The organism is Pantoea leporis (assembly GCF_028048155.1).
Classification (GTDB): domain Bacteria; phylum Pseudomonadota; class Gammaproteobacteria; order Enterobacterales; family Enterobacteriaceae; genus Pantoea; species Pantoea leporis.
In genome coordinates this window covers 923,143-948,666 of the sequence record NZ_JALMEU010000001.1, presented here as the reverse complement: position 1 = coordinate 948,666, position 25,524 = coordinate 923,143, and the positions used below count along the sequence as shown (strand labels likewise).

The following is a 25,524-nucleotide window of genomic DNA, read 5'->3' as shown; positions in this document are numbered from 1 at the left end:
AGATGCCGTTTTTTATTCGTATACTCAACATTATGAGTATGGCTGTACATGGCGATCACAGGGCGCTATGTCATTGGTGAGAAGGGGGCAGGGATGTTGCTAAACAATAAGAGCAAAATGAGTCGTGCTGCAGTAGCACTCGGTTTGTCACTGGTACTATCGCCGCTGGCTGTGAGCCATGCGGCCATCACCTCCACGCTACCCAATTCAACGCACCACAGTTCGATGTCGGTTGCTGCCAGCCAGCAGCAGATTCAGCAGGCGTTCAGCGCCACTGAACAACCTTTCTATTTGCCCGGTTTAGCCGGTATTTATGCGTCGCGCGATATGGCTCCGCTATGGCAAGACCCGCAAGCGGTGCAGGCTTTCCAGCAGCAATTGGCGGAAGTGGCGCTCTCTGGCGTGCAGCCGCAATTCACCCGCTGGGTTGAGCGTCTGACCAATCCGAACATCAAAGGCCTGGCGCGCGACATCGTGCTCAGTGATGCGATGCTTGGCTATCTGCAGTTTGTTGCCAATGTGCCGACACAGGGCGAAACCTGGCTCTACAGCAATGTGCCTTACAAGCTGACCATGCCATCTCTGGCGGCCATCAATCAATGGCAAAATGCGGTGAACGGCGGCGGCAGCCGGACTTTTGTGGTCTCGTTGCAACCGCAGCATCCGCAATATGCGCCGATGCATAATGCGCTGAAAACGCTACTCACCGACGATCGCCCATGGCCACAGCTGCGTGATACCGTTACGCTACGCCCAGGGCAGATCAGTAATGATGTGCCTGCGCTGCGTGAGATTCTGCAACGCACTGGCATGTTGACCGCCAGCCATAGTACTACGCCAACGCCGGCGGAAGACGCGGTGCCAACCGCGCCGGTTCCGGTGAGCCAAAGCAATCAGCCGGTGGCGGTGAGCCCATCTGCGGCAAACTTTGATGATATTGATGCGGCTCCGGCACTCGCTGCGACGCCTGAAGTGTCCAATAATGTGGCTGCCAATCCTACAGCAACCGGACCCAACGTGTATGACGCTACGCTGGTGGAGGGCGTTAAACGCTTCCAGCACTGGCAGGGATTGGCCGATGACGGCGCGATTGGTCCACGTACCCGTGAATGGCTGAATGTGCCGCCGCAGATGCGTGCTTCGCTGCTGGCGCTCAACATACAGCGCCTGCGTCTGCTACCGGATGATATGCATAACGGCATCATGGTGAACATCCCAAACTATTCGCTTACTTACTACAACAACGGCGCCACCATTTTGTCATCACGCGTGATTGTGGGTCGTCCTGACCGCAAAACGCCGCTGATGCGTAGCGCGCTGAATAATGTGGTGCTCAATCCACCGTGGAACGTGCCAACCACGCTGGTGCGCCAGGATATTGTGCCGAAGGTGAAACAGGATCCGACTTATCTGTATAAGCACGGTTATACGCTGTTGTCGGGCTGGAGTGCGGATGCGGAAGTGATCGATCCTTCGATGATTGATTGGCGTATGGTGTCGGCCGCGAGCTTCCCGTATCGCATTCGACAGGCGCCGGGCGCAACCAACTCACTGGGTCGCTACAAATTCAACATGCCGAGTTCGGATGCGATTTATCTGCACGATACGCCAAACCATAACCTGTTCCAGCGCGATATTCGTGCGCTCAGTTCGGGCTGTGTGCGCGTGAATAAAGCCTCAGAACTGGCCGATCTGCTGTTGCAGGATGTGGGCTGGAACGACGGTCGTATCTCAGACACCTTGAAAGAGGGAAATACTCGTTACGTGCCGATTCGCCATCGTATTCCTGTGAACCTTTACTATTTAACCGCATGGGTCGCAGATGACGGCCAGCCGCAATATCGTACAGATATTTACAATTATGATAATCCCGCCCGTTCCGGTAGTCAGGTACTGCATAAAGCCGGTCAGTTGTTACTCTAGTAATTGATTTGGCTGTTTTCTCTTCACATGAATTTAACCAAGACCAGTCTCGAAAATTTGATTTTGAGCTGGTTTTGGTCTTCTGCAACATATTCTGGGTTGACTGAGTCTTAGGCGGACGTTAATGTTCGGCCTTGTGTACTTTTCGCACATATTTTATCCGCTTTAGATTAGGTAACCTCGCTTCATGGCTAATATTGATTCTCAACGTCGTCGATTACTCTTGATTGGAGGCGCAGCAGCAGGATTATCACTGCTTCCTGGCTCCGCTCTGGCTTCGCTTTCCACCGCCCGCCCACGAGTATTGACGCTTAGTAACCTTCACACCGGTGAAACCCTTAAAACGGAGTTTTTTAACGGTAAGCGTTATGACAAGGATGAGTTAGCCCGCTTAAATCACTTCTTCCGTGATTACCGCGCCAATCAGGTGAAGACCATCGATCCCCATCTTTTTGACCAGCTTTACCGCCTGCAAACATTGCTGGATACGCGCAAGCCGGTGCAGTTGATCTCGGGTTACCGCACCTTAGCCACTAACACCATGCTGCGTGAATCGGGCCCGGGCGTGGCGAAAAAAAGCTATCACACTAAAGGACAAGCGATGGATTTCCACATTGAGGGAATTTCGTTGAGCAATGTTCGCAAAGCGGCGTTATCTATGCGCGCCGGTGGTGTAGGATATTACCCGCGCAGCAACTTCGTACACATAGATACCGGGCCCGCAAGGCACTGGTCCTGATACCGGCAGCGCTGCGTGTGTCGGTCATGGAGCGCTATGAACTACCAAATTATTCCGGTTACGGCTTTTTCCCAAAACTGTTCAGTTATATGGGATGACGAAACCCAACAAGCCGCACTGGTCGATCCCGGCGGCGATGCGGAAACCATCAAAGCCGTGCTGGCAGAACGTGGTTTAACGCCGTCGCAGATCCTGCTCACGCATGGACATCTTGATCACGTTGGTGCCGCTGCCGAGCTAGCGGCACATTATCAGGTGCCCATTGTCGGTCCGCATCCGCTCGATGCTTTCTGGTTAGATAATCTGCCCACACAAAGCCGCATGTTCGGTATGCCCGAGTGCGCGCCGCTCACGCCCGATCGCTGGCTGGAAGAGGGTGAAACTGTGCAGGTTGGCAATGTCACGCTGGAAGTGCTGCTTTGTCCGGGCCATACGCCGGGACATATTGTGTTCTTTGATCGTGTAGGGCGTCTTCTGATTTCGGGAGATGTGATTTTCAACGGTGGCGTTGGACGCACCGATTTCCCGCAGGGCAGCCACAGCGACCTGATCGATGCGATTAAAACCAAGCTGTTGCCGCTAGGCGATGATGTGACTTTCGTGCCGGGGCACGGGCCTATCTCGACGCTAGGCCGCGAACGCATCAGCAATCCGTTCCTGCAAGAATAAAAAAATGGGCCCTTTTGGCCCATTTGTCGTTATTTGCCGCCTGATTTATAAAACTGCGACAATCGCCTCACACAGCGCCGACATATTATCTGGCGTCATGCCTGCCACATTAACGCGACCCGAGTTCACCGCATACACGCCAAACTCTTCCCGCAGACGCACTACCTGATCTTTGGTCAGGCCGCTGAATGAGAACATGCCGTTCTGCTTGATGATGAAGCTAAAGTCTTGATTAGCGCCTTTCTCCGCCAGTGTGTTCACAAACAGCTGACGCATGCGCTGGATGCGCTGACGCATATCGGCCAGCTCCTGAATCCAGATGGTGCGCAGCGCGTCATTGCTGAGGATGGTGGCGACGACCGCCGCGCCGTGTGACGGCGGGTTAGAGTAGTTGGCGCGAATGGTGTATTTCACCTGGCTAAACGCAGTTTTGGCCACGTCGCTGCTCGCTGCAACCAGCGTTAATGCACCTACACGCTCATTATACAAACCGAAGTTCTTCGAGTAAGAGCTGGCAACAATCAGTTCCTGATGTGAAGCGGCAAAAATACGCAGCCCTTGCGCATCTTCATCCAGACCGCGAGCAAAGCCTTGATAAGCAAAATCAAACAGCGGCAGCCATCCTTTCTCTAGCGAAAGTTGCGCCAGCTGTTGCCATTGCTCTGCAGACGGATCAACGCCAGTTGGGTTGTGGCAGCAGCCGTGGAACAGCACTACATCGCCTGCTTTGGCTTCCTGCAGCGATGCCACCATGGCGTCGAAATCAAGGCTGTGGCTCGCTGCATCGTAATAATCGTAATCGCACACTTCGAGGCCAGCGGCGTTGAACACATTGTTATGGTTCGGCCAGCTTGGGTTGCTCACCCAAACGCGCTTGACGCTGGTCTGATTTGCCAGAAAATCTGCCGCTACGCGCAGGGCGCCGGTGCCGCCTGGCGTTTGTGCGGTGCATGCGCGACCCGCAGAAATCAGCGCGCTCTCTTTGCCGAACAGCAACTCCTGCGTGCATCGTGCGAAATCCGCCAGACCATCAATGCTCAGGTAGTTCTTGGTGGTTTCATTTTCCAGCAAATACTGCTCAGCTTTTTTAACACTGGTGAGGACCGGCGTTTTACCGGTTTCATCTTTATAAACACCAATGCCAAGATTGATTTTATTCGGCCGGTCATCGGCACGAAAAAGGTCAGCCAGTCCCAGAATAGGATCGGCGGGTGCGGCAGAGATCGATTCAAACATGAGTCAGTTCCGTTTAGGTGAACTTTAGCGAAATGAGCTATCAGGTTAACGTCAGTCGGCACGCTTGCCAACCGCTGATATAAAAAAGAAATATGTCGGTGAGATAAAGTAGATAAGCTAATTGCGAAGCCGATCACTGAAATGCAAAACGGAGCCCGAGGGCTCCGTTTTTAGGTATTACGCAATGCTAATCGGGTGATTAGAACTGGTAAACCAGACCAACGCCAACGGTGTCATCAGTAGAGATGCCAGCCGCGCGGGTGAAGTCGTTTTCGTCCATCAGGTTGATTTGATAATCAACATAGGTAGACATGTTTTTGTTGAAATAGTAGTACGCACCAACAGAAACATATTTGTAGATGTCTTGATCACCCCAGGTCTCGATGTCCTTACCTTTAGACTGGACGTATGCCAGGGATGGACGCAGACCGAAGTCGAACTGGTACTGAGCAACTGCTTCGAACTTCTGCTCTTTATTGATTGCGCCGCCTCGGGCTGGAGCAATATCGGTAGCATCAGTTGAAATCCAGGTTGAATTACGGGTTTCACCGTACATTGCTGCCAGGTACAGGTTGTTCGCATCATATTTCAGAGCGGTTGACCATGCGTCAGCTTTTTTGCTGCCGTTGCCATAGAAGGACGCTTCCTGGCCATTGGTACGGTCTGAAGAGGTGTATGCAGCAGAAACGCCAACACCGATGTCAGAGGTATAGGTCAGAGAAGAACCCCAACCGTCGCCATTGGCGCGACTCAGGCTGCGGCTGTTAGCGTTAGTGCCTTCTTCATTTTTACCCTGATACTGAACAGCAAACGCCAGTCCATCAACCAGACCGAAGAAATCGTTGTTACGATAAGTCGCCAGACCATTCGAACGACCAACCATGAAGTTATCAGAGTAACCAGAGTCACCACCGAATACTGGCAGAACGTCGGTCCATGCCAGCGGATCGTAACCTACACCGTAGTTACGGCCGTAGTCGAACGAACCGACATTGGCAATTTTCAGACCGGCAAAGCCCAGACGGGTTTTGTTGCCATTTTGAGCATCGCTAGCGCCTTCAGAGTTGTTAGCCTGAATGTTGTATTCCCACTGGCCGTAACCGGTCAGTTGGTCATTAATCTGAGTTTCACCCTTGAAGCCGAAACGCACATAAGTCTGGTCGCCGTCTGAACCTGAGTTATCAGAGAACTGATGACGCGCATCGACTTTACCGTACAGGTCCAGCTTGTTGCCGTCTTTATTATAAATTTCTGCTGCGTTTGCTGCACCAGCAGCCAACAGAGCTGGGATAACCACTGCAAGAATGTTGCGCTTCATCATTTTTTATTACCCTCATTGGAGTTATTTGGACATCTGCCACTGCTGCCAAGAAATCTTTACAGAACCTTGAAAGAAGTTTGATGTCTCCTGTGTCTGCACGCATCTTTCCATCACAGGGTTGCTAATTCTAGCCCGAAGATGATTCAAATCTCGCAATTAAGTATCAAAAGGAAAAATTGTATGACAATTTGTAAAAATTCGGGAACTTTGTGAGAGAACTCAAAATTTACAAAAATAAAAAAAGGCCGGCTAGGCCGACCTCTTTATATATATGAATTACTTATAATTAATCGCTAAATTTAGAAATTCGCGTTGCGAGGGGTACGTGGGAAGGGGATAACATCCCTTACATTTTGTACGCCGGTGACATAGGCGATTAATCGTTCGAAACCTAATCCAAAGCCGGCATGTGGCACGGTGCCGTAACGGCGCAGGTCACGATACCACCAATAATCTTCTTTATTGAGGCCCATTTCTGCCAGACGTGCATCCAGCACATCCAGACGCTCTTCACGCTGTGAACCCCCGATGATTTCGCCGATGCCCGGCGCGAGAACATCCATCGCCGCCACGGTTTTGCCATCTTCGTTCATGCGCATATAGAAGGCTTTAATGTCTTTCGGGTAGTTTTTCACTACCACCGGCGCCTTGAAGTGCTGCTCTGCGAGATAACGCTCGTGTTCGGATGAGAGATCCACGCCCCAGGAGACAGGGTTCTCAAAGCTCTGGCCGCTTTTCAGCAGGATTTCAACCGCATCGGTGTAATCCACCTGAGCAAAGTCGGTCTGTACGAAACGCTCCAGACGCGCAACCGCATCCTTGTCTACACGCTCAGCAAAGAACGCCATGTCGTCGGCGCGCTCGTTCAGCACAGCCTGGAACACATATTTCAGCATGGATTCTGCCAAAGCGGCCGCATCATCCAGTGTCGCGAACGCCACCTCCGGCTCCAGCATCCAGAATTCCGCCAGGTGACGGCTGGTGTTGGAGTTTTCGGCGCGGAAAGTCGGACCAAAGGTATACACCTTAGACAGCGCACAGGCGTAAGTCTCGGCGTTGAGCTGGCCCGATACGGTCAGGAACGCTTCTTTACCGAAGAAGTCTTTATCGAAATCGATTTTGCCCTGCGGATCGCGCGGCAGGTTTTCCAGGTCGAGCGTCGAAACGCGGAACATCTCGCCAGCACCTTCGGTATCCGAAGCGGTGATCAGCGGAGTCGAAACCCAGAAATAGCCGTTTTCGTGGAAGAAGCGATGCAGCGCCTGCGCCAGCGTATGACGCACGCGCGCCACGGCGCCTACAAGGTTGGTACGCGGACGCAGATGCGCCACTTCTCGCAAATATTCGATGCTGTGACGTTTCGCCGCCATCGGATAGGTATCCGGATCGTCAACCCAGCCAGTAACTTCAACGTTAGTCGCCTGCAGCTCGAAAGCCTGGCCTTCGCCCGGCGATTCGACCACTTTACCGGTAATGATTACCGAGCAACCGGTGGTCAGACGCAGCACTTCATCCTGATAATTATTCAGAGAGTTATTGACGACGGCCTGAACGGGATTAAAGCAGGAACCGTCGTAAACGGCGATAAAGGAAAGACCAGCTTTGGAATCTCTTCGGGTACGCACCCAACCACGTACGGTGACTTCACTGTCAACCGCGACACGGCCGTGCAGTACATCCGCTACAGGCACAACGCTCATAAAGTTCTCTCTATATATAAAAGAAGGTGGATAAAAGCCCTTATTCAGGGTTTTGCTATGTTACTTGCGAGCCCACAGGAAACAAGCAAAATTGCCGGGTAAACAGGAGATTTGTTGCGTGAGAGCAGGGCGCAAGCGCCCTGATATAAGAATCAGCTGGCTCTTTTGACCAGCGGCAGATCGAAGGCTTTGCGTAAGGCGCGCACGAAGGCTTTATCCTGGCAAATGGTTTTGCCGGGGCTGTCGGAGAGTTTTGCCACCGGTTTGCCATTGCAGCTCACCAGTTTGATCACGATATTCAGCGGCGTCACGCCCGGAATATCGCAGGACAAGCGTGTTCCGATACCGAACACCACGTTGGCACGTTGGCCAAAGTGGCGATAGAGCGCTAGCGCTTTGTCCAGATTGAGGTTATCCGAGAACACCAGCGTTTTGCTTTTGGGATCGATATCCAGCCGCTGATAGTGCGCAATGGCTTTTTCACCCCATTCCAGCGGATCGCCGGAGTCATGGCGCAGGCCTTGATAACGATGCGCAAAGCCCGGGCCAAAGTCGCGCAGGAAAGCATCCATGGTAATGCAGTCGGTTAAAGCAATACCTAACTGAGCGTCATACTCATCCAGCCAGGATTGCAGCGCCGCACGTTGGCTGTTCGCCAACACCGGGCTGATTTGCTGGTGCGCCTGGAACCATTCATGCGCTTGTGTACCCACCGGATTAAGCTGCAGGCGACGCGCCAAATCGTAGTTGCTGGTGCCCACCAGCCACGGAAACTCCGCTTTAAGCGTAGCGACAATTGCTTCCTGTACCGCTTTGGAGTAGCGGCGACGCGTGCCGAAATCCATTAGCTGGAAGCGCGACATATCCCAATCGCCGACCTGCTGACGGAAATTCGTAAGCTTGTGCTGCAAGTGCGCAACCGCCTGAGCCACCCCCATCTGTGGCGTGCGATGGCGATGCACCACTTCACTGATCAGCGCCAGCAACGGCACTTCCCACAAAATCACTTCACGCCACGGCCCGCTGATCTGAATGGTCAGATGGCCGTTGTTGTTACGCACGTTGACTTGTGAGGGATCGAGGCGGAACTGGCGCAGCCAGTCAAGGTAATCGCGTTGGAAGAAAGGCAGCCCGCTGAGGTAGTGATACTCATCGTCGCTCAGGGCGAGCGTTTGCAGGGTTTCAATTTGTGCGCGGATCTCGTCTGCATAAATACCGAGCAGTTCGTCGCCACGGCAGCGAAATTCCGCCGTAACCGGGACATCATAATAGCGATGATAGACGGCCTGCTGCATGTGAAGCTTATACGCATCGGTATCAAGCAGCGTGGTCAAAATCGGGGAAGCATGTCCAGTCATGGTGCGTTTCAGCATCCTCTTCCGCGGAGCAGAGCCCGGTGTTCAACAAAGTCATAAAGACGCAGGAGTATAAAACAGTAATGACCGCGATCACACCATAATTGCGGGTGGCAGGTCGAGGGTCATTTGTGCCATTGTTAATGAATTGTAGCCTTTTCAACGAACGCACGCATAGACCGTGGCAACCGAGGCACAACCCGCTTAGACTTTGACGGGTCAACATATTAACGAATAACGATGCGAGAAGGACTTATGACGCAACAGCCGCAAATTAAATATCGCCACGATTACCGTGCGCCGGATTACACCATCACCGATATCGACCTGACTTTTGATCTTGATGCAGCTTCGACGCGCGTCACGGCAGTCAGTCAGGTGAAGCGTATTGGCGCTGCCAATGCGGAACTGCGTTTAGATGGCGAAGATCTCACGCTAGTATCGCTGGCGGTGGATGGCAATCCGTGGTCGCATTACCGCGAAGAAGAGGGCGCGTTGTTCATTAGCCAGTTACCGGACAACTTCACTCTGACCATCATTAATGACATTCATCCGGATAAAAACACCGCGCTAGAAGGGTTATACCAATCCGGCGATGCGCTTTGTACCCAATGTGAAGCCGAAGGTTTCCGTCATATTACGTGGTATCTCGATCGCCCAGACGTGCTGGCGCGCTTCACCACCACCATTATTGCCGATGCCGCGCGTTATCCTTATTTACTCTCCAACGGCAACAAGCTGGAGAGCGGTCGCCATGAAGATGGCCGCCATTGGGTGAAGTGGCAAGATCCGTTCCCGAAACCGTGCTACCTGTTTGCGCTGGTGGCGGGTGATTTCGACGTATTACGTGATAGTTTTACTACGCGTTCAGGCCGCGATGTGGCGCTGGAGATCTTTGTCGATCGCGGCAACCTTGATCGTGCTGATTGGGCGATGACCTCGCTGAAAGCCAGCATGAAGTGGGATGAAGAGCGCTTTAACCTTGAGTACGACCTCGACATCTTTATGATCGTCGCGGTGGATTTCTTCAATATGGGGGCGATGGAGAACAAAGGCCTTAACGTCTTCAACTCCAAATATGTGCTGGCGAAAGCCGAAACCGCCACCGACAAAGATTACCTCGGCATTGAAGCGGTGATCGGTCACGAATATTTCCACAACTGGACCGGTAACCGCGTGACCTGCCGCGACTGGTTCCAGCTCAGCCTGAAAGAGGGGCTGACAGTGTTCCGCGATCAGGAGTTCAGCTCCGATCTCGGTTCGCGCGCGGTGAACCGTATCGATAACGTACGCGTGATGCGCGGTGCGCAGTTCGCGGAAGACGCCAGCCCAATGGCGCATCCGATCCGTCCGGATCAGGTGATCGAAATGAACAACTTCTACACCTTAACGGTGTATGAGAAAGGGTCAGAAGTGATCCGCATGATGCACACCTTGCTGGGCGAAGAGAATTTCCAGAAAGGCATGCAACTCTATTTCGAGCGTCACGATGGCAGCGCCGCCACCTGCGATGATTTCGTGCAGGCGATGGAAGATGCCTCGAACGTCGATCTGTCGCAGTTCCGCCGCTGGTACAGCCAGGCGGGCACGCCAGTCCTGACGGTGCGCGATGACTACAATCCAGAGCTGGAACAGTACACGCTGCACGTCACCCAGCGCACGCCGGCCACCGCCGAGCAGAAAGAGAAGCTGCCGCTGCACATTCCGCTGGATATCGAACTGTACGATAACGAAGGCAAGGTAATCCCGCTGCAGCATAACGGTCATCCGGTGCATCACGTGCTGAACGTCACCGAAGAGTTCCAGACCTTTATTTTCGATAACGTTTACTTCCAGCCGGTGCCATCGCTGCTGCGTGAATTCTCTGCGCCCGTGAAGCTCGACTACAAATGGAGCGATGCGCAACTCACCTTCCTGATGCGCCACGCGCGTAACGACTTCGCGCGCTGGGATGCGGCGCAAAGCCTGCTGGCAACCTACATTCGCCTCAACGTCGCACGTCATCAGCAGGGCCAGCCGCTATCGCTGCCGCTGCATGTGGCTGATGCGTTCCGCGCGGTGCTGCTGGAAGAGCAGGGCGATCCGGCGCTGAAAGCGTTGATTCTTTCGCTGCCGTCTGAGAATGAAATCGCTGAATTGTTTGATGTCATCGATCCGCTGGCGATCTCAGCGGTGCGCGATGCGCTGGTGCGTACGCTGGCTAAAGAGCTGAGTGACGAATTCTTTGCGCTCTATCTGGCCAGCCAAAGCAGCGAATACAAAATTGAGCACGCGGAGATTGGTAAGCGCACGCTGAAAAATGTCTGCCTCGGTTACCTGGCCTTCGCCGATGCGGCACAGGCGGACAAGCTGGTGCAGGCGCAATATCAGCAGGCAAACAACATGACCGATGCATTAGCGGCGCTGTCTGCCGCGGTGGCAGCGAACCTGCCATGTCGCGATACGCTGCTGGCGGCCTATGATGAGCGCTGGCATCAGGATGGTCTGGTGATGGATAAATGGTTTGTGCTGCAAGCCACCAGTCCAGCGGCGGACGTGCTGAGCAACGTGCGTGAGCTGCTGAATCACCGTTCGTTCACCATGGGCAACCCGAACCGCATCCGTTCACTGATTGGTGCGTTCGCGTCTGGTAATCCAGCAGCGTTCCACGCTAAAGATGGCAGCGGTTATCAGTTCCTGGTGGAGATGTTGACCGATCTCAACACGCGCAACCCGCAAGTGGCTGCACGCATGATCGAGCCGCTGATTCGCCTGAAACGCTACGATGCCGATCGTCAGGCGCTGATGCGTAAAGCGCTGGAAACGTTGAAAGGGCTGGATAAGCTGTCGGGCGATTTGTACGAGAAAATCAGCAAGGCGTTAAACGCGTAAGAAAACCATGCGCAATAAATTGCGCCGCTACCAATAAATGTATGCATTCGTAGCGGCGCGATTTATCGCGCGTCTTTAATTAACTCTGCTGCGCAAACTTCAACGGCTGTTCTGACGAGCCGCGCTTCATCACCCGATCCAGCACTTCCGCTTCCAGCTCTGCCAGACGTGCCGATCCGCGACGGCGTGGGCGCGGTAAGTCGACGATCAAATCCAGGCCAATCTGACCTTCCTCAATCAACAATACGCGATCGGCAATAGCCACCGCTTCGCTGACATCGTGCGTCACCAGCAGCACGGTGAAGTTATGCTGCTGCCACAGCGACTCAATCAATCCCTGCATTTCGATACGCGTCAACGCATCCAGCGCCCCGAGCGGCTCATCGAGCAGCAGCAAACCTGGGCGGTGAATCAGCGCACGCGCCAGCGCCACGCGCTGTTTCTGCCCGCCAGACAACGCGGCAGGCCACTCGTTGGCACGATCCGCCAATCCCACGGCTTCGAGTGCTTCCAGCGCGGCGGTGCGCCATTCGCGGCCTTTCAGTCCCAGTCCAACGTTATCAATCACCTTTTTCCACGGCAGTAAGCGTGAATCCTGGAACATCAAACGCGTATCTTCGCGTGCCTCGGATAACGGCGCATTGCCCGCCAGCAACGCCCCGCGCGTGGTGGATTCCAGACCCGCCAGCAGGCGCAGCAAGGTACTTTTCCCGCAGCCGCTACGGCCGACCACGGCGACGAACTGCCCGGAGGGAATATGCAGATCGATATTATTCAGGATGGTGCGATCGCCATATTGCTTGCTGACGCCATTCACGCCAACCGGTGTACCGCGATTTAAGCGCGCCGGATTTAGGGTTGCGTTGCTCATGCGTTCTCCTTCACTTGGTAGGCCGGATGCCAGCGCAGCCAGACGCGCTCCAGCAGTTGTGCCGCGACGTCGGCGAGTTTGCCGAGCAGGGCATAGAGAATGATGGCCACCACCACCACGTCGGTTTGCAGGAATTCACGGGCGTTCATCGCCAGATAACCAATGCCAGAGTTAGCGGAAATGGTTTCGGCGACAATCAGCGTAAGCCACATCAGGCCAAGGGCAAAACGTACGCCAACCATAATCGAAGGCAGCGCACCCGGCAGAATCACCTGAATGAACAGGCTCCAGCCAGACAAGCCGTAGCTGCGCGCCATCTCGACTAAACCCCGATCAATATTACGAATGCCGTGATAAGTATTCAGGTAAATCGGGAACAGCGTGCCCAGCGCCACGAGGAAAATCTTGGCGGATTCGTCGATGCCGAACCATAAAATCACCAGCGGAATCAGCGCCAGATGCGGCACGTTACGCAGCATCTGCACCGAGGTATCCAGCAAGCGTTCGCCGACGCGCGAGGTGCCGGTAATCAAACCCAGAATCAAACCAATCGAGCCACCAATAGAGAAACCGATGGCGGCACGCCAGCTGCTGATCGCCAGGTTTTGCCACAGTTCTCCGCTCACCGTCAGCTTCCAGAAGGTGATGAGGATGTTTTCCGGCGACGGCAAAATGCGCGTCGACAGCCAACCCACTTGCGATGCCAGTTGCCACAGTGCAATCAGCACCACCGGCAACACCCACGGCAATACAGCATTGGTCAGCCTGGTTTTAACGTTCGCCATCATCTGCTCCTTTAGCTCTGCGACACTTTTTGCGGCGTGAAATCGTTGGCCACCGCTTCACCGTGCGCTTGCACCACGCGCGGCTTCGGCACTTCCGGAATCGCCAAATCGAGGTGCGGGAACAGCAACTCACCCACGCGATAAGCCTCTTCCAGATGCGGATAGCCGGAGAGAATAAAGGTCTCGATGCCGAGATCCTGATACTCCTGCATGCGCGCCGCCACGGTTGGGCCATCGCCCACTAACGCGGTACCTGCGCCGCCGCGCACCAGGCCGACGCCGGCCCACAGATTCGGGCTGATCTCCAGCTTGTCGCGACGTCCACCGTGCAGTGCGGCCATGCGCTGCTGGCCTACCGAATCGGTGCGCGCAAACGCGGCCTGCGCTTTGGCAATGGTGGCATCGTCGAGATGGGCAATCAGGCGATCCGCCGCTTGCCACGCTTCTTCATTGGTTTCGCGCACAATCACATGCAGACGAATCCCGAAGCGCACGGTGCGGCCTTGTGCCGCCGCTTTGGCGCGCACTTGCTCAATCTTCTCTTTAACTAACGCCGGCGGTTCGCCCCAGGTGAGATAGACATCGACCTGTTCAGCGGCCAGATCCTGCGCGGCATCTGATGATCCGCCAAACCACAGCGGCGGACGCGGTTCCTGCACCGCTTTAAACATCAGACGCGCACCGCGCACCTTCACATGCTTGCCTTCGTAATCGACGGTTTCGCCTTCGCTTACCCGCCGCCAGACGCGGGTAAACTCAGCGGACTCTTCATAGCGTTCACGGTGATCGAGGAACACGCCATCGCCGGCTAACTCTTCCGGATCGCCGCCGGTGACCAGATTAAACAGCGCGCGACCATTTGACAGACGATCCAGCGTGGCGGCCTGACGCGCCGCCTGCGTCGGTGAAATCACGCCCGGACGCAGTGCGACGAGGAAACGCAGACGCTGCGTAACCGGAATCAATGACGCCGCCACCAGCCAGGCATCTTCACAGGAGCGGCCGGTAGGGATCAGCACGCCGCCGAAGCCAAGGCGATCCGCTGCCTGCGCAATCTGTTGCAGATAACCATGATCAACCGGGCGCGAACCTTCCGCGGTGCCAAGATAGTGGCCATCGCCGTGCGTCGGGAGAAACCAAAATACGGATACGCTCATGATTAATTTCCTTTAGGCTGGGCGGATTGTGGATGCCAGATGCGGTCAGCAATATTCACTTTTACCGGCATCAGATGATTGGCATAAAACAGATCGGCCGTTTGCTGTTGGGCCTGCGCGGTATGGGCGCTGACCGGCGTAATGGTGGTCGGTGGACGATGGTCGAGATAGCTGGCAATTACCGGTTTTGGTAAGCCCATCGCATTCGCCAGCAGATCGATACTCTGGTCGCGCTGGCTGCGCGTTAGCGCATCGGCTTCGCTGAAGGTATTCAGTACCTGCTGCACGAAGGCGCCGTTCGTCTCGGTGTATTTGCGCGTGGCTAAATAGAAGGAGCCGGTTTGATTGAGTTTGCTGCCGTCGGCCAGCACGCGCACGTTGCCTTGCAGCAGCGCGGCAGAGTAGTAAGGATCCCAAATCGCCCAGGCATCAACGTCGCCTTGCTGAAATGCGGCGCGCGCATCGGCGGGCGTCAGATAGGTTGGCTGAATGTCTTTAAAGCTCAGTCCGGCCTGTTCCAGCGCACGCAGCAGCAGGTTGTGCGAGCTGGAGCCTTTCTGGAACGCCACTTTATGGCCTTTCAGTTCGGCCACGCTGTGAATTGGGCTATCTTTCGGCACTAAAATCACTTCGGCTTGCGGCTTGGGTGGCTCCGAGCCGACATAAAGCAGATCGGCACCTGCGGCCTGAGCAAACAGCGGCGGGATGTCGCCGGTGCTGCCCAAATCGATGCTATCGACGTTAAGCGCCTCGAGCATCTGCGGGCCCGCCGGGAATTCCACCCACTTTATGTTGGTGCGCGGGAAGCGCTGCTCCAGCAGCTTGTGGGTTTTCGCCAATACCATGCTCACCGAACCTTTCTGGTAACCGATACGCAACTGTTCTGGTGCGTCGGCGGCCTGCGCGCTCACGCTCAAGGTGAGCAGCGCCGCGACGGCTGGCATGAGTAAACCCGTCAATATCCTTTTCATCTCTCTTCCTTTATACCGCTTGTGCGTAAGGTGGGTGGCGACGATGCAGCGCGTGCCAGAAGGTATCCAGCGCTTCATCAATGCGTTGCGACAGCAGCGGATCGAGCAGCGGCTGGCGGTCGTAATCGGTAACCTGGCCGTCAGTGGCGAACACGCCGTGCAACACTTCCTGTGCCTTTAGCGCGTTGAGTACCGGCTTCAGCGCGTAGTCCACCGCCAGCAGATGTGAAGCACTGCCGCCGCTGGCCAGTGGCAACACCACTTTGTGTTCCAGCGCGCGCTCGGGCAGCAGATCGAGCAGGGTTTTCAGTGCGCCGGAAAACGAAGCCTTATAAATAGGCGTGGCGACAATTACGCCATCCGCCAGCGCCAAATCGGCTTTCAACGCGGCCAATGCGGGAGAATCGAAGCGTGCATAGAGCAAATCTTCAGGCTGGAAGTTGTGAATATTCCATGGAATCACTTCGACACCGCGTGCTTCCAGCGCGTGCTGGCACAGGCTCAGCAGCGCAGTAGAGCGTGAAGGGAAGCGAGGGCTGCCCGCCAGCGTAATAACCCGCATGGTCACTCCTTATAACTGAAAGTTATTGATTATCTGATATTCAGAACTGATGTGTTCAATACTGTCAGAGCAGGCAGCGAGGCTTAAATGATTTATCTGGTAATCCTAAGTCGCAAAATGGGATAGCCAGTGACATATAAATAGGGGATGAAAACGCAGGTTTCAGGCGCTTAGGTATAATCTGAAAAGCGAGGCTGCAAGGGTGCGGTTATATAAATCCTGCGGCCTCAGTGAATGACGTTAATGATTAAAGGGCGTAATGCATGGGTAAAACAGAGTAGTAACCAGAGAAATATATTTATACAGACCGCGCAGTTACCGATTGCATGCAGTGCTTGATATTGAAAGTTATGGAAAAAGATAAACAATTCTCCACTATTCACTCCCTCATGAATCGGATAAAACTGAGCATCAGTTGTTTATTTCCTAATTTACCGTGGTTTTTATTTCACGAAATTTATGTCTAAACGCGAATAAAGGTTAATAAAATACGCACTATTCAATCCGCTTGTTACAAGTCATGCAAATTTTCGCCGATCAACATCACACTTCATGTAGCCGCGCTGAACAATTAATTTCGTAAGTTACATGTTAATGCTAATCGTGGTTGGAATTACAATTCCAGGCCTGTTTATAATTGGTTGAGCTAATTTCCGCTAGAACACGATAACGATATTTCACTTATTTATTTACGCCCGCGTTTTGTGGCGTGAACTGCCGTTGCGGCAAACCAATTTATTTTTAGGGAGATATATATGGGTAGTTCTTCATTTGCTCAGGATTTAACTGAGCAGCGGGTCGCGCCTGCCACCTTCAATTGCATCTCACCTTCGCCTAACGCTGCAGAAGAGCTGGTATGTTACTGGCTGCAACCCGATGCTGCGGGATCGCATCTCACCTCGTCATTGCTGCCGACCTTTCCGCACAGCACGCCGGCTGAAGATGATTTCCTGCTGTTCAGCGCGGAACGCAGCGCCTTGCCGGCCAACCTGCTGCAGGACGTGGCAAAGCTCAGTGACCAGCGTCCCGAGCTAAACTGTTTTGTGGTCTCACTGGCGAAGCGCGAGCTGGCGAACGGTTTACACTCCTCTCTGCAGCTGTTCCAGCAACTGCATGCGCAGCGCTGGTGGCAGCAGGGCGGCTTTGTGGTGATCTTGCGTGCTGGACTGGCCCGCGCGGTTGGTCCGCTGACGCGTATTCAGGATGTGATGCTGGCCGGATTACTGCATACGCAAACGGCGTGGGTGCTCGATTACGCCAGTGAAGCGTCGCTGACCACTCAGGTAGAAGCCTCGCCGCGCTTAACCTATCAGCAATTTATTACCGATTATGAAAAACTCACGCGATTGTCACACTATATTCCGGAGCGAAACCGCTATCGGGAAAGTTATTTACGCAGCGGCTTATTACAATTAGTCCAGCACGAGTTAAGTGGTGCCGATAAATTCTCAGATAATACCCGCCATGCATTAACCTACTTTGCGGAAAACTTCCCGGCCAAAGGTGCAATGGAAAAACTCATGTTGAAACAACCTGACATCTATTTCTCCATGATGAAAATGAGAAAAAAGCTGGGCGCTTAGCACCAACGTTAATTTTAAGAATAACTCCGGTGTGCGCGTGAATACTTTTATGTCACGCTTAAGGCCACTGAGATAATCCCCAGATGCCAAAACACCTATGTCTATAAAACGTAACGCGATTGCCAACTATGTTGGTCAAATCTATCTGACGCTGTCAGGTATTTTGGTTGTACCACTTTATATTCAACACTTAGGTATGGAAGCCTACGGTTTAGTGGGCTTCTTTTCGATCTTATTAACCTGGCTGCAATTACTCGATGCCGGTGTTTCGACCACCTTGATGCGGGAAGCGGCGCGCTATCGTGCTAATCAGGCGGAATTTGTCTGGTTCCCGGCGCTGTTTGCCACGCTGACCAAATTCTTCTTGTTCTCCACGATTGTGCTGGTGGTGTTGGGTTGGCTGGCGACGCCGTGGATTGCCACGCACTGGCTGGATGCGCGTCATCTTCCGGCGGGCGATGTGGTGATTGCCGTGGCGATTATGGTGATCACTGCGGCGATACGCTGGCGCACCAGTCCGTATCGCAGCGTGATTGTGGGCTTCGAACATCAGGTGTGGCTGAACGGCGTCAACCTGATTATCACCACCTTGCGCACCTTTGGCGCGGTGCTGGTGATTCAATTCTTCTCTAATGCGGTATTGGCGTTCTTTGTCTGGCAGTTGCTGGTGTCGATTGCCGAAGCGGCCTGTTGTATCTACAAATCCTGCCAGCTGATCCCCAAAGCGGCGCGCAAAGAGAAGCGCGGCGATCTGAAAGAGGTGCTGAAACCTTTTATTCGTTTTGCGCTCAGCGCAGCATTTTCCAGTGCGGTGTGGACCTTTATTTCGCAAATTGACCGACTGGTGCTCTCCAAGACGCTGCCGCTAAGTGAATACGGTTCGTTTACCGTGGTGGCGACCGCCGCGACCGGCATTCTGCTGCTGAGTAGCCCGATCATGCAGGCCATCGTGCCACGCATGACCGGCATGAAAACCCGCAAAGAGGGCGATGCGGAGTCCTTGAAACTTTACCGCTACACCACGCAGGCGGTGGCGATCTTTATGGCGCCGCTCAGTATCACCATCGCCTGTTACGCCGGCCCGCTGCTGTGGACGTGGACGCAGAAAAGTCAGATTGTTGATGAGATGTCATTTGTCCTTAGCCTGTACGCATTAGGCAGTGGCATTCAGGCGATCTGCGGTTTGCTCTATCACCTGCAATACATCAACGGCAACCTCAAGCTGCACATGAAAGGCTTCACCTGCTTTGCCGTGCTGCTGGTGCCGCTCAACATCTGGTGCGCCATTCATTACGGCGCACTCGGCACCGGTTGGCTGTGGCTGGGCCAGAACATCTTCTATCTGGTGGGCTGGGCGTGGCTGGTGCATCGCCGCTTTGCGCCGGGCATTCATTTCACCTGGTTAACCCGCGACGTGATGCTGATTTGGGCGGTTTCTGCCGTCGTCGCCTGGCTGAGCACCTTGCTGCCGATCGAGTGGAACCAAAATCGCTGGCTCAACCTGCTGTGGCTTGGCTTGATTGGCGCGTTCAATCTCGGCGTCTGCTGTCTGCTGCATAGTGTGGTGTTGAAGCGTCTTAGAATTCCGTTGTTTAACGTTGAGGAAAGAGGATGAGCATGATGTCATCTCACCGTATCCCTTCGGTTTCGGTCATCATACCGAACTGGAATTGCGCGCCCTGGCTGCCAGAAGCGATGGGTTCATTGTTGCGTCAGTCATCGCCGCCGGAACAGATCATTGTTATCGACGATGGTTCCAGTGACAGCAGCGTAGCCTGGCTCACGGCGTTTGCGGCCCAGCATCCGCAGGTGATCCTGCTGAGCGGTGAGCGCGGCGGCGTCAGCGCCGCGCGTATGAAAGGGCTCGCTGTCGCAACCGGTGATTTTGTTTACTTCATGGATGCGGATGATTTTGTCTCCACCGATTTGTTCGCCGACTTCCGTCGCGTGCAGGCGCGCCATGAAGATATCGATCTGTTCTGCTTTGGCGCGAAAATGTTTTTTGATGTGCCTGCCGCGCAGCGCCACTATCAAACCATTCACCAGCGTCATGTCAGTGGATTGCTGCCCGGCGGCAGCACCAGTTTACGTACGCTGATGCAGCATCAGTCGGCGCATCGCGTCGTGTGGAGCAGCATCATTTCGCGTCGCTTGATTGATCAGCTAGCGCTGCAGTTTCTGCCGATTCAAAACCATGAAGATGCGCCTTACATGTTTGCGCTCTATCTGCAGGCGCGTAACATTTATTGCACCAGCCAAAGCTACTACTACAAACGCTTTATGCTAACGTCGCTGTCGCAAAGCACGCGCGATTTTTCCTATGTGAAAAATTACTTTATTGCGCGTGAAAGCAGCGAACAGTTCCTGCGCGATCGGCAACTGCCGGTGGATGCGGCGTTGCTGGATAGCTATTACCAAACGGTGATGCACAGCTGCCTGGCGCAGATGCGCAAAAATCATATGGTGATCCCAACGGATTGGCAACCGCAGGTGAATCAGCTGGTGCGCAATGTATTGCAACATAGCGCGCGTCTGAAGCTGATGTGGTATTGCCCGACGATTTACAGTGGCTTGCAGGCGTGTCGCGAACAGCTTGGCCGCTATTCTGCACGACGCTGATAACGATCAAATTGTGATGCTTTAGAACAATTTACTTTTGCGCCAGCGCACCTTACCATTCTGGCGCACATTTTCCCGTGCACCCCGACTTCCCTGGTTTCCGTCATTGAGGAGAGTGCATGTTATATCCTATCGTCCGGCCAGCGCTGTTTAAGCTTGATCCTGAGCGTGCGCACGAACTCACCTTTCAACAACTGCGTTTTATTAGCGGCACCCCGCTGGAAGGGCTGATTCGCCAGTCGCTGCCATCACGTCCGGTAACCTGCATGGGATTAACCTTCCCGAACGCGCTCGGCTTAGCGGCCGGTCTCGATAAGAATGCCGAGTGCATTGATGCCTTCGGCGCGATGGGCTTTGGTTTTGTCGAAGTGGGAACGGTAACGCCGCTGGCGCAACCGGGAAATGATAAACCGCGTATGTTCCGCTTAGTGCCTGCCGAAGGGATTATTAACCGCATGGGGTTTAATAATCTCGGCGTTGATCATCTGATTGCCAACGTTAAAAAGTCGCGCTTTAAGGGCATTCTCGGCATCAATATTGGCAAAAATAAAGATACGCCGGTCGAGAAAGGCAAAGACGATTATCTGATCTGCATGGAAAAGGTATATGCCCACGCCGGTTATATCGCCATCAATATTTCGTCACCCAACACGCCAGGATTACGCACGCTGCAATATGGCGAAGCGCTGGACGATCTTCTTTCTGCCATCAAATTAAAACAGCAAGAACTCCAGGCAAGGCACCTTAAATATGTGCCGGTGGCGGTAAAGATCGCGCCGGATCTGACTGAAGAAGAATTGATCCAGGTTGCCGACAGTTTGGTGCGCCACAATATTGATGGTGTGATTGCCACCAATACCACGCTTGATCGTTCGCTGGTCACCGGCCTTAAATATGCCGAAGAAATGGGCGGATTAAGTGGTCGTCCGGTGCAGTCACGCAGCACCGAAGTGATTCGCCGCCTGGCGCAAGAGCTGCAGGGCCGCTTACCTATTATCGGCGTCGGTGGTATTGATTCGCTGGTTTCTGCGCGTGAGAAAATTGCCGCGGGTGCAACATTAGTGCAGATATACTCTGGATTTATTTATAAAGGCCCAGGCTTAATTAAAGATATCGTGACCCACCTCTAAGACATTTCCCACTTTACTGCGCCGAGGGGTTTATTTATCCCTTCGGCTCGTTTATATTTTGTCCTGCTGCTGGATTTTTCAGCTTTTTCTCAGATTTATTTTTTTAATTAAGCGCCGTTTAGCGCAGCGATAAACCACAGGGCAGATCATGAAAATCAAACCTGATGACAACTGGCGTTGGTATTTCGACGCTGATCATGACCGCATGATGCTGGATTTAGCCGACGGCATGTTATTTCGCTCGCGCTTCTCGCGCAAAATGCTGACGCCTGATGCCTTTAATGTCAGCGGTTTTTGCGTTGATGACGCCGCGCTCTATTTTAGCTTTGAAGAACGTTGCCGTCAGAGTGGATTAAAAGGCGATCAGCGTGCGGAATTAGTGTTAAACGCGCTAGTGGCCAGTCGTTTTCTCAAACCCCTGATGCCAAAAAGCTGGCACTTCACCAATCATGCGCACAGCTGGCAGCCCGCTGCGGGCGATATGGTGGCGGTGACGCTGGCTGATAGCGGCGAACAGGCGCAACTGTTTGTGGTTGAAAGCGGTGAAAATGCCGCGCTGTGCTTATTAGCGCAAAACGCGTTAACCGTGGCGGGTAAAGGTATGCAGTTGGGTGATGCGATAAAGATCATGAACGATCGTCTGCGTCCACAGCAGCAGGAACAAACCGCCCACTTTGCGCGGGCGGTGTAATCGGCTTACGCCAGTTCGATATCGCCTGCCGGAATACAGCTGCAGCTTAAGATGGTACCATCGGCGCGCACCGCGCTTTTCTTCAGTGCCTTCACTTCACCCGCCACCAACGTCACTTTGCAGCTGCCACAAATCCCGGCGCGGCACGAGTAGGGAATGCGGAAACCCTGCATTTCCAACTGTTCCAGCAGCACTTGCTGATTGTCGCCGCTAAAGCTCGTCCCCTGATAATCGATGCTCACCGTGCTGTGGCTGCTAGCGGCTGGCGCCAGCGTTTCGACCACGGCGCCCGCACCGTAAGTGCGAGGCGTTTGCTTCTCGAGAATGGTCACAGCATCGCCGACGCGAATAATGCCGCTATTAAGGGCGATCAAATTCAGGCCGAAATCGATATCGCCGCTGCCATCCTGCGCGCTGCGAAAACCCTGCAAGGTCGAGAGCGGTTCGCCATCAGGATGTTTACGGCCGCTTTCGGTACCGACGGTGGTAAACACGCAGCGGCTGCACGGCTTCGGCATCTCAAAGGTGATCTCGCCAATTTGCAGGCGTTTCCAGCTATCTTCTTCCCAGGCAGCGGCGCCGCTCACCACCAGATTGGGACGGAACTGCTCAACGCGCACGCTGGCCGGACAGCGTTGTTGCAGATCCTGCAACGAGGCCATATTCACCAGCAGGTAAGGAAAACTGTCGGCAAAGCTTAGCGGCACATGATCAAAACGCTTCACGCGGCGCGTCGGTTGCACGCCGGTCCAGCGCAGCTGCACCGGACGCGGGAAGAAGGTGCTTAACCAGCTGTTGATCGCGTCAGGTGCAACGCACGCGGTGAAATGGTTGCCCCAGACTTCGGTGGGTGACTGCTCAGCAGTGAAATCAGCGAAGCGGATCAGCGCCTGCGAACCATCCGGTGCCTGCAGAAACAGCCCGTCCGGCAGCAGCGCCGGGGTAAAGCGCACCATTTCCGGAAACTGGCGGGCGGTCACGAACGTGCCGTCCCGTTCGGTCACCATAAAGATGCGATCAAAGCCCAGACCGCTTTCCAGCACCTGCGCATGTGACAGTTGCAGACCGCGCATAGATTTAACGGGATGGATGTAAAGGCGTGAAAGCGTAATCATCACCACTCCAAAAAAGGGGTCATAAGTTTTAAAGAAGCTAACTTTATGACATAGCACGCTGATTCGCTATAATGCGCAGCAATTTAAGCAAGAGTAAAAAGTGACGATATGAATTCTCTGTTTGCCAGTACGGCGCGTGGGCTCGAAGAGCTGTTGAAAAGTGAGCTAGACGCGCTGGGTGCGCAGGATTTGCAGGTGGTGCAGGGCGGCGTCCACTTCCAGGCCGACGACCATGTAATGTATCAAAGCCTGCTGTGGAGCCGTCTGGCTTCGCGCATTTTGCTGCCGCTGGGAGAATTTGGCGTCTGGAGCGATCTCGATCTTTACGTGGGTGCGCAAAGTATCCCGTGGACCGAGATGTTCGACAGCAACACCAGTTTTGCCATCCATTTTAGCGGCACCAACGAGGTGATCCGCAACAGCCAGTTCGGTGCGCTGCGCATTAAAGATGCCATCGTCGATAGTTTTACCCGCCAGAATCTGGAGCGCCCGAACGTTGATCGTGAACAACCGGGCATCCGCATCAATGCGTGGCTCAACAAAGATCGCGTCAGCATCGCGCTGGATCTAAGCGGTGATTCACTGCATCAGCGCGGCTATCGCCAGCAAACCGGCGCAGCGCCGCTAAAAGAAACCTTAGCGGCAGCCATCGTGATGCGTTCCGGTTGGCAGAGCAGCACGCCGTTGGTCGATCCGATGTGTGGTTCCGGTACGCTGCTGCTGGAAGCGGCGTTGATTGCCTGCGATCGCGCGCCTGGCCTGCTGCGTACCCATTGGGGCTTCAATCGCTGGAAGAAACACAATCAGGCTGCGTGGCAGGAAGTTCATGCTGCCGCGAAAGAGCGCGCACGCGTGGGTACAGCCGCTGCGACCGCCCGTTTCTTTGGCTACGATAATGACAGTCGCGTGCTGGAATCAGCGCGCGCCAACGCCCGTCGTGCAGGCGTGTTCGAGCTGTTCACCTTTGCGCAGCAGGATGTGATTAAGCTGAAGAATCCGCTGGCGGGCAAAGAGATTACCGGCACGGTATTGAGCAATCCGCCGTACGGTGAGCGTCTGGAAAGCGAACCGGCGCTGATTGCGCTGCACAGCCAGCTGGGCCGCATCATGAAGCAGCACTTCGGCGGCTGGAATCTGTCGCTGTTCAGCGCCTCGCCAGAGCTGCTGAGCTGCTTGCAACTGCGTGCCGATCGTCAGTTTAAAGCCAAAAACGGTCCGCTGGAGTGCGTGCAAAAAAACTATCAGCTGGCTGCAACCAGTGCAGAAGGCGGCGCGCAGATCGCCGAAGATTTTGCTAACCGTCTGCGCAAGAACCTGAAGAAGCTGGATAAATGGGCGCGTCAGTCGAATATCGATTGCTATCGTCTGTATGACGCCGATCTGCCTGAGTACAACGTAGCGGTTGATCGTTACGCTGATTGGGTGGTGATTCAGGAGTATGCGCCGCCGAAAACCGTGGACGCCAACAAAGCGCGTCAGCGTCTGTTCGATGTGATCAGCGCTACGCTGAGCGTGCTGGAGATCCCGGCCAATCGTCTGGTAATGAAGACCCGCGAGCGCCAAAAAGGCAAAAGCCAGTATCAAAAGCTGGGCGAGAAGGGCGATTTCTTCGAAGTGCAGGAATTTGATGCGCGTCTGCTGGTGAATCTCACCGATTATCTGGATACTGGTTTGTTCCTCGATCACCGTATCGCGCGCCAGATGCTGGGCAAAATGAGCGCAGGCAAAGATTTCCTCAATCTGTTTGCGTATACCGGTACCGCCAGCGTACACGCCGGTTTAGGTGGCGCGAAAACCACCACCACCGTGGATATGTCGCGTACTTATCTGGAGTGGGCCGAGCGCAACCTGCGCCTTAACGGTTTAACCGGCCGTAATCATCGCCTGATGCACGCCGATTGCCTGAGCTGGTTGCGTGAGAGTGACGAACAGTTTGATTTGATCTTTATCGATCCGCCGACGTTCTCTAACTCTAAGCGCATGGAAGACGATTTCGACGTGCAGCGCGATCACATGATGCTGATGCAGAACCTGAAACGTTTGCTGCGTCGCGGTGGCACCATTATGTTCTCCAACAACAAGCGCGGCTTCAAAATGGATCTCGACGGCTTAGAACGTCTGGGTCTGCAGGCGCAGGAAATTACCCAAAAAACGCTGTCGCAGGATTTCGCGCGCAACCGTCAAATTCACAACTGCTGGCTGGTTAGCCACGCCGGTAAGGAATAA

Annotated in this window: 20 protein-coding genes; 10 read left to right on the top strand and 10 right to left on the bottom strand. The window is 54.2% G+C overall.

Annotated features, from left to right (window positions below):
* Positions 1-93: 93 nt before the first annotated feature.
* The 3 genes from ldtD to MWH02_RS04500 all read left to right on the top strand — a co-directional run bounded on the left by ldtD (position 94) and on the right by MWH02_RS04500 (position 3,331).
* Positions 94-1,923, top strand: coding sequence for a L,D-transpeptidase (gene ldtD / locus MWH02_RS04510; RefSeq protein WP_137385498.1), 1,830 nt, complete (start codon positions 94-96; stop codon positions 1,921-1,923).
* A 187-nt stretch (positions 1,924-2,110) separates the two neighbouring features.
* Positions 2,111-2,662, top strand: coding sequence for a peptidoglycan L,D-endopeptidase MepK (gene mepK, locus MWH02_RS04505; RefSeq protein WP_101760946.1), 552 nt, complete (start codon positions 2,111-2,113; stop codon positions 2,660-2,662).
* A gap of 36 nt (positions 2,663-2,698) precedes the next feature.
* Entirely contained in the window at positions 2,699-3,331 is a 633-nt protein-coding gene (locus MWH02_RS04500) for an MBL fold metallo-hydrolase (protein ID WP_217547061.1), read from the top strand.
* Positions 3,332-3,376: 45 nt separating this feature from the next.
* Here the strand turns inward: MWH02_RS04500 and MWH02_RS04495 are convergent, their stop codons facing one another.
* The 4 genes from MWH02_RS04495 to pncB form a co-directional block, all read right to left on the bottom strand.
* Positions 3,377-4,567 carry an amino acid aminotransferase gene (locus tag MWH02_RS04495; protein WP_192413848.1) on the bottom strand — a complete coding sequence of 397 codons (1,191 nt, stop codon included), beginning with the start codon at positions 4,565-4,567 and terminating at the stop codon, positions 3,377-3,379.
* A 199-nt stretch (positions 4,568-4,766) separates the two neighbouring features.
* Positions 4,767-5,888, bottom strand: coding sequence for a porin OmpC (gene ompC, locus MWH02_RS04490; RefSeq protein WP_271459973.1), 1,122 nt, complete (start codon positions 5,886-5,888; stop codon positions 4,767-4,769).
* 299 nt (positions 5,889-6,187) lie between these two features.
* Positions 6,188-7,588: an asparagine--tRNA ligase gene (asnS, locus tag MWH02_RS04485; RefSeq protein WP_101760942.1), complete on the bottom strand. Its 1,401-nt coding sequence runs from the start codon at positions 7,586-7,588 to the stop codon at positions 6,188-6,190.
* A gap of 152 nt (positions 7,589-7,740) precedes the next feature.
* Entirely contained in the window at positions 7,741-8,946 is a 1,206-nt protein-coding gene (pncB, locus tag MWH02_RS04480) for a nicotinate phosphoribosyltransferase (RefSeq protein ID WP_271459972.1), read from the bottom strand.
* Positions 8,947-9,198: 252 nt separating this feature from the next.
* Here pncB and pepN point away from each other — a divergent pair, with 252 nt between their 5' ends.
* On the top strand, positions 9,199-11,814 hold the full coding sequence (gene pepN, locus MWH02_RS04475) for an aminopeptidase N (protein WP_271459971.1): 2,616 nt from the start codon (positions 9,199-9,201) through the stop codon (positions 11,812-11,814).
* Between the two features lie 79 nt (positions 11,815-11,893).
* Here pepN and ssuB read toward each other — a convergent pair whose 3' ends face one another.
* Genes ssuB through ssuE form a run of 5 tightly spaced genes read right to left on the bottom strand, consistent with a single transcriptional unit; the run spans position 11,894 to position 16,160 of the window.
* Positions 11,894-12,685 (bottom strand): aliphatic sulfonates ABC transporter ATP-binding protein, encoded by a 792-nt coding sequence (gene ssuB / locus MWH02_RS04470; protein ID WP_192234391.1) that lies wholly within the window; start codon positions 12,683-12,685, stop codon positions 11,894-11,896.
* The gene (gene ssuC, locus MWH02_RS04465; protein WP_101760938.1) at positions 12,682-13,470 is read right to left on the bottom strand and encodes an aliphatic sulfonate ABC transporter permease SsuC; all 789 of its coding nucleotides are present in this window, start codon (positions 13,468-13,470) and stop codon (positions 12,682-12,684) included. The genes ssuB and ssuC overlap by 4 nt, the downstream gene beginning before the upstream one ends.
* Before the next feature lie 11 nt (positions 13,471-13,481).
* Positions 13,482-14,627: an FMNH2-dependent alkanesulfonate monooxygenase gene (gene ssuD, locus MWH02_RS04460; RefSeq protein WP_008102354.1), complete on the bottom strand. Its 1,146-nt coding sequence runs from the start codon at positions 14,625-14,627 to the stop codon at positions 13,482-13,484.
* A gap of 2 nt (positions 14,628-14,629) precedes the next feature.
* Positions 14,630-15,598, bottom strand: a complete 969-nt coding sequence (locus MWH02_RS04455; RefSeq protein ID WP_271459970.1) for a sulfonate ABC transporter substrate-binding protein — start codon at positions 15,596-15,598, stop codon at positions 14,630-14,632.
* A gap of 10 nt (positions 15,599-15,608) precedes the next feature.
* On the bottom strand, positions 15,609-16,160 hold the full coding sequence (ssuE, locus tag MWH02_RS04450; RefSeq protein ID WP_101760936.1) for an NADPH-dependent FMN reductase: 552 nt from the start codon (positions 16,158-16,160) through the stop codon (positions 15,609-15,611).
* A gap of 755 nt (positions 16,161-16,915) precedes the next feature.
* Here ssuE and MWH02_RS04445 point away from each other — a divergent pair.
* From MWH02_RS04445 to MWH02_RS04425, 5 genes are all read left to right on the top strand, one after another.
* Positions 16,916-17,743 (top strand): hypothetical protein, encoded by an 828-nt coding sequence (locus tag MWH02_RS04445; RefSeq protein ID WP_271459969.1) that lies wholly within the window; start codon positions 16,916-16,918, stop codon positions 17,741-17,743.
* Positions 17,744-17,840: 97 nt separating this feature from the next.
* The gene (locus MWH02_RS04440; RefSeq protein WP_271459968.1) at positions 17,841-19,358 is read left to right on the top strand and encodes a lipopolysaccharide biosynthesis protein; all 1,518 of its coding nucleotides are present in this window, start codon (positions 17,841-17,843) and stop codon (positions 19,356-19,358) included.
* A gap of 2 nt (positions 19,359-19,360) precedes the next feature.
* Positions 19,361-20,362, top strand: a complete 1,002-nt coding sequence (locus tag MWH02_RS04435) for a glycosyltransferase family 2 protein (RefSeq protein WP_271459967.1) — start codon at positions 19,361-19,363, stop codon at positions 20,360-20,362.
* Between the two features lie 119 nt (positions 20,363-20,481).
* A complete protein-coding gene (pyrD, locus tag MWH02_RS04430) occupies positions 20,482-21,492 on the top strand; it encodes a quinone-dependent dihydroorotate dehydrogenase (RefSeq protein WP_271459966.1) in 1,011 nt (336 codons plus the stop codon).
* Between the two features lie 148 nt (positions 21,493-21,640).
* On the top strand, positions 21,641-22,183 hold the full coding sequence (locus MWH02_RS04425) for a cell division protein ZapC (RefSeq protein WP_101760931.1): 543 nt from the start codon (positions 21,641-21,643) through the stop codon (positions 22,181-22,183).
* A gap of 5 nt (positions 22,184-22,188) precedes the next feature.
* Here MWH02_RS04425 and MWH02_RS04420 read toward each other — a convergent pair whose 3' ends face one another.
* Entirely contained in the window at positions 22,189-23,298 is a 1,110-nt protein-coding gene (locus MWH02_RS04420; RefSeq protein WP_271459965.1) for a YcbX family protein, read from the bottom strand.
* Between the two features lie 108 nt (positions 23,299-23,406).
* On the opposite strand from MWH02_RS04420, the gene rlmKL reads away from it, so the two are divergent.
* Positions 23,407-25,524, top strand: a complete 2,118-nt coding sequence (gene rlmKL / locus MWH02_RS04415) for a bifunctional 23S rRNA (guanine(2069)-N(7))-methyltransferase RlmK/23S rRNA (guanine(2445)-N(2))-methyltransferase RlmL (RefSeq protein ID WP_192234381.1) — start codon at positions 23,407-23,409, stop codon at positions 25,522-25,524.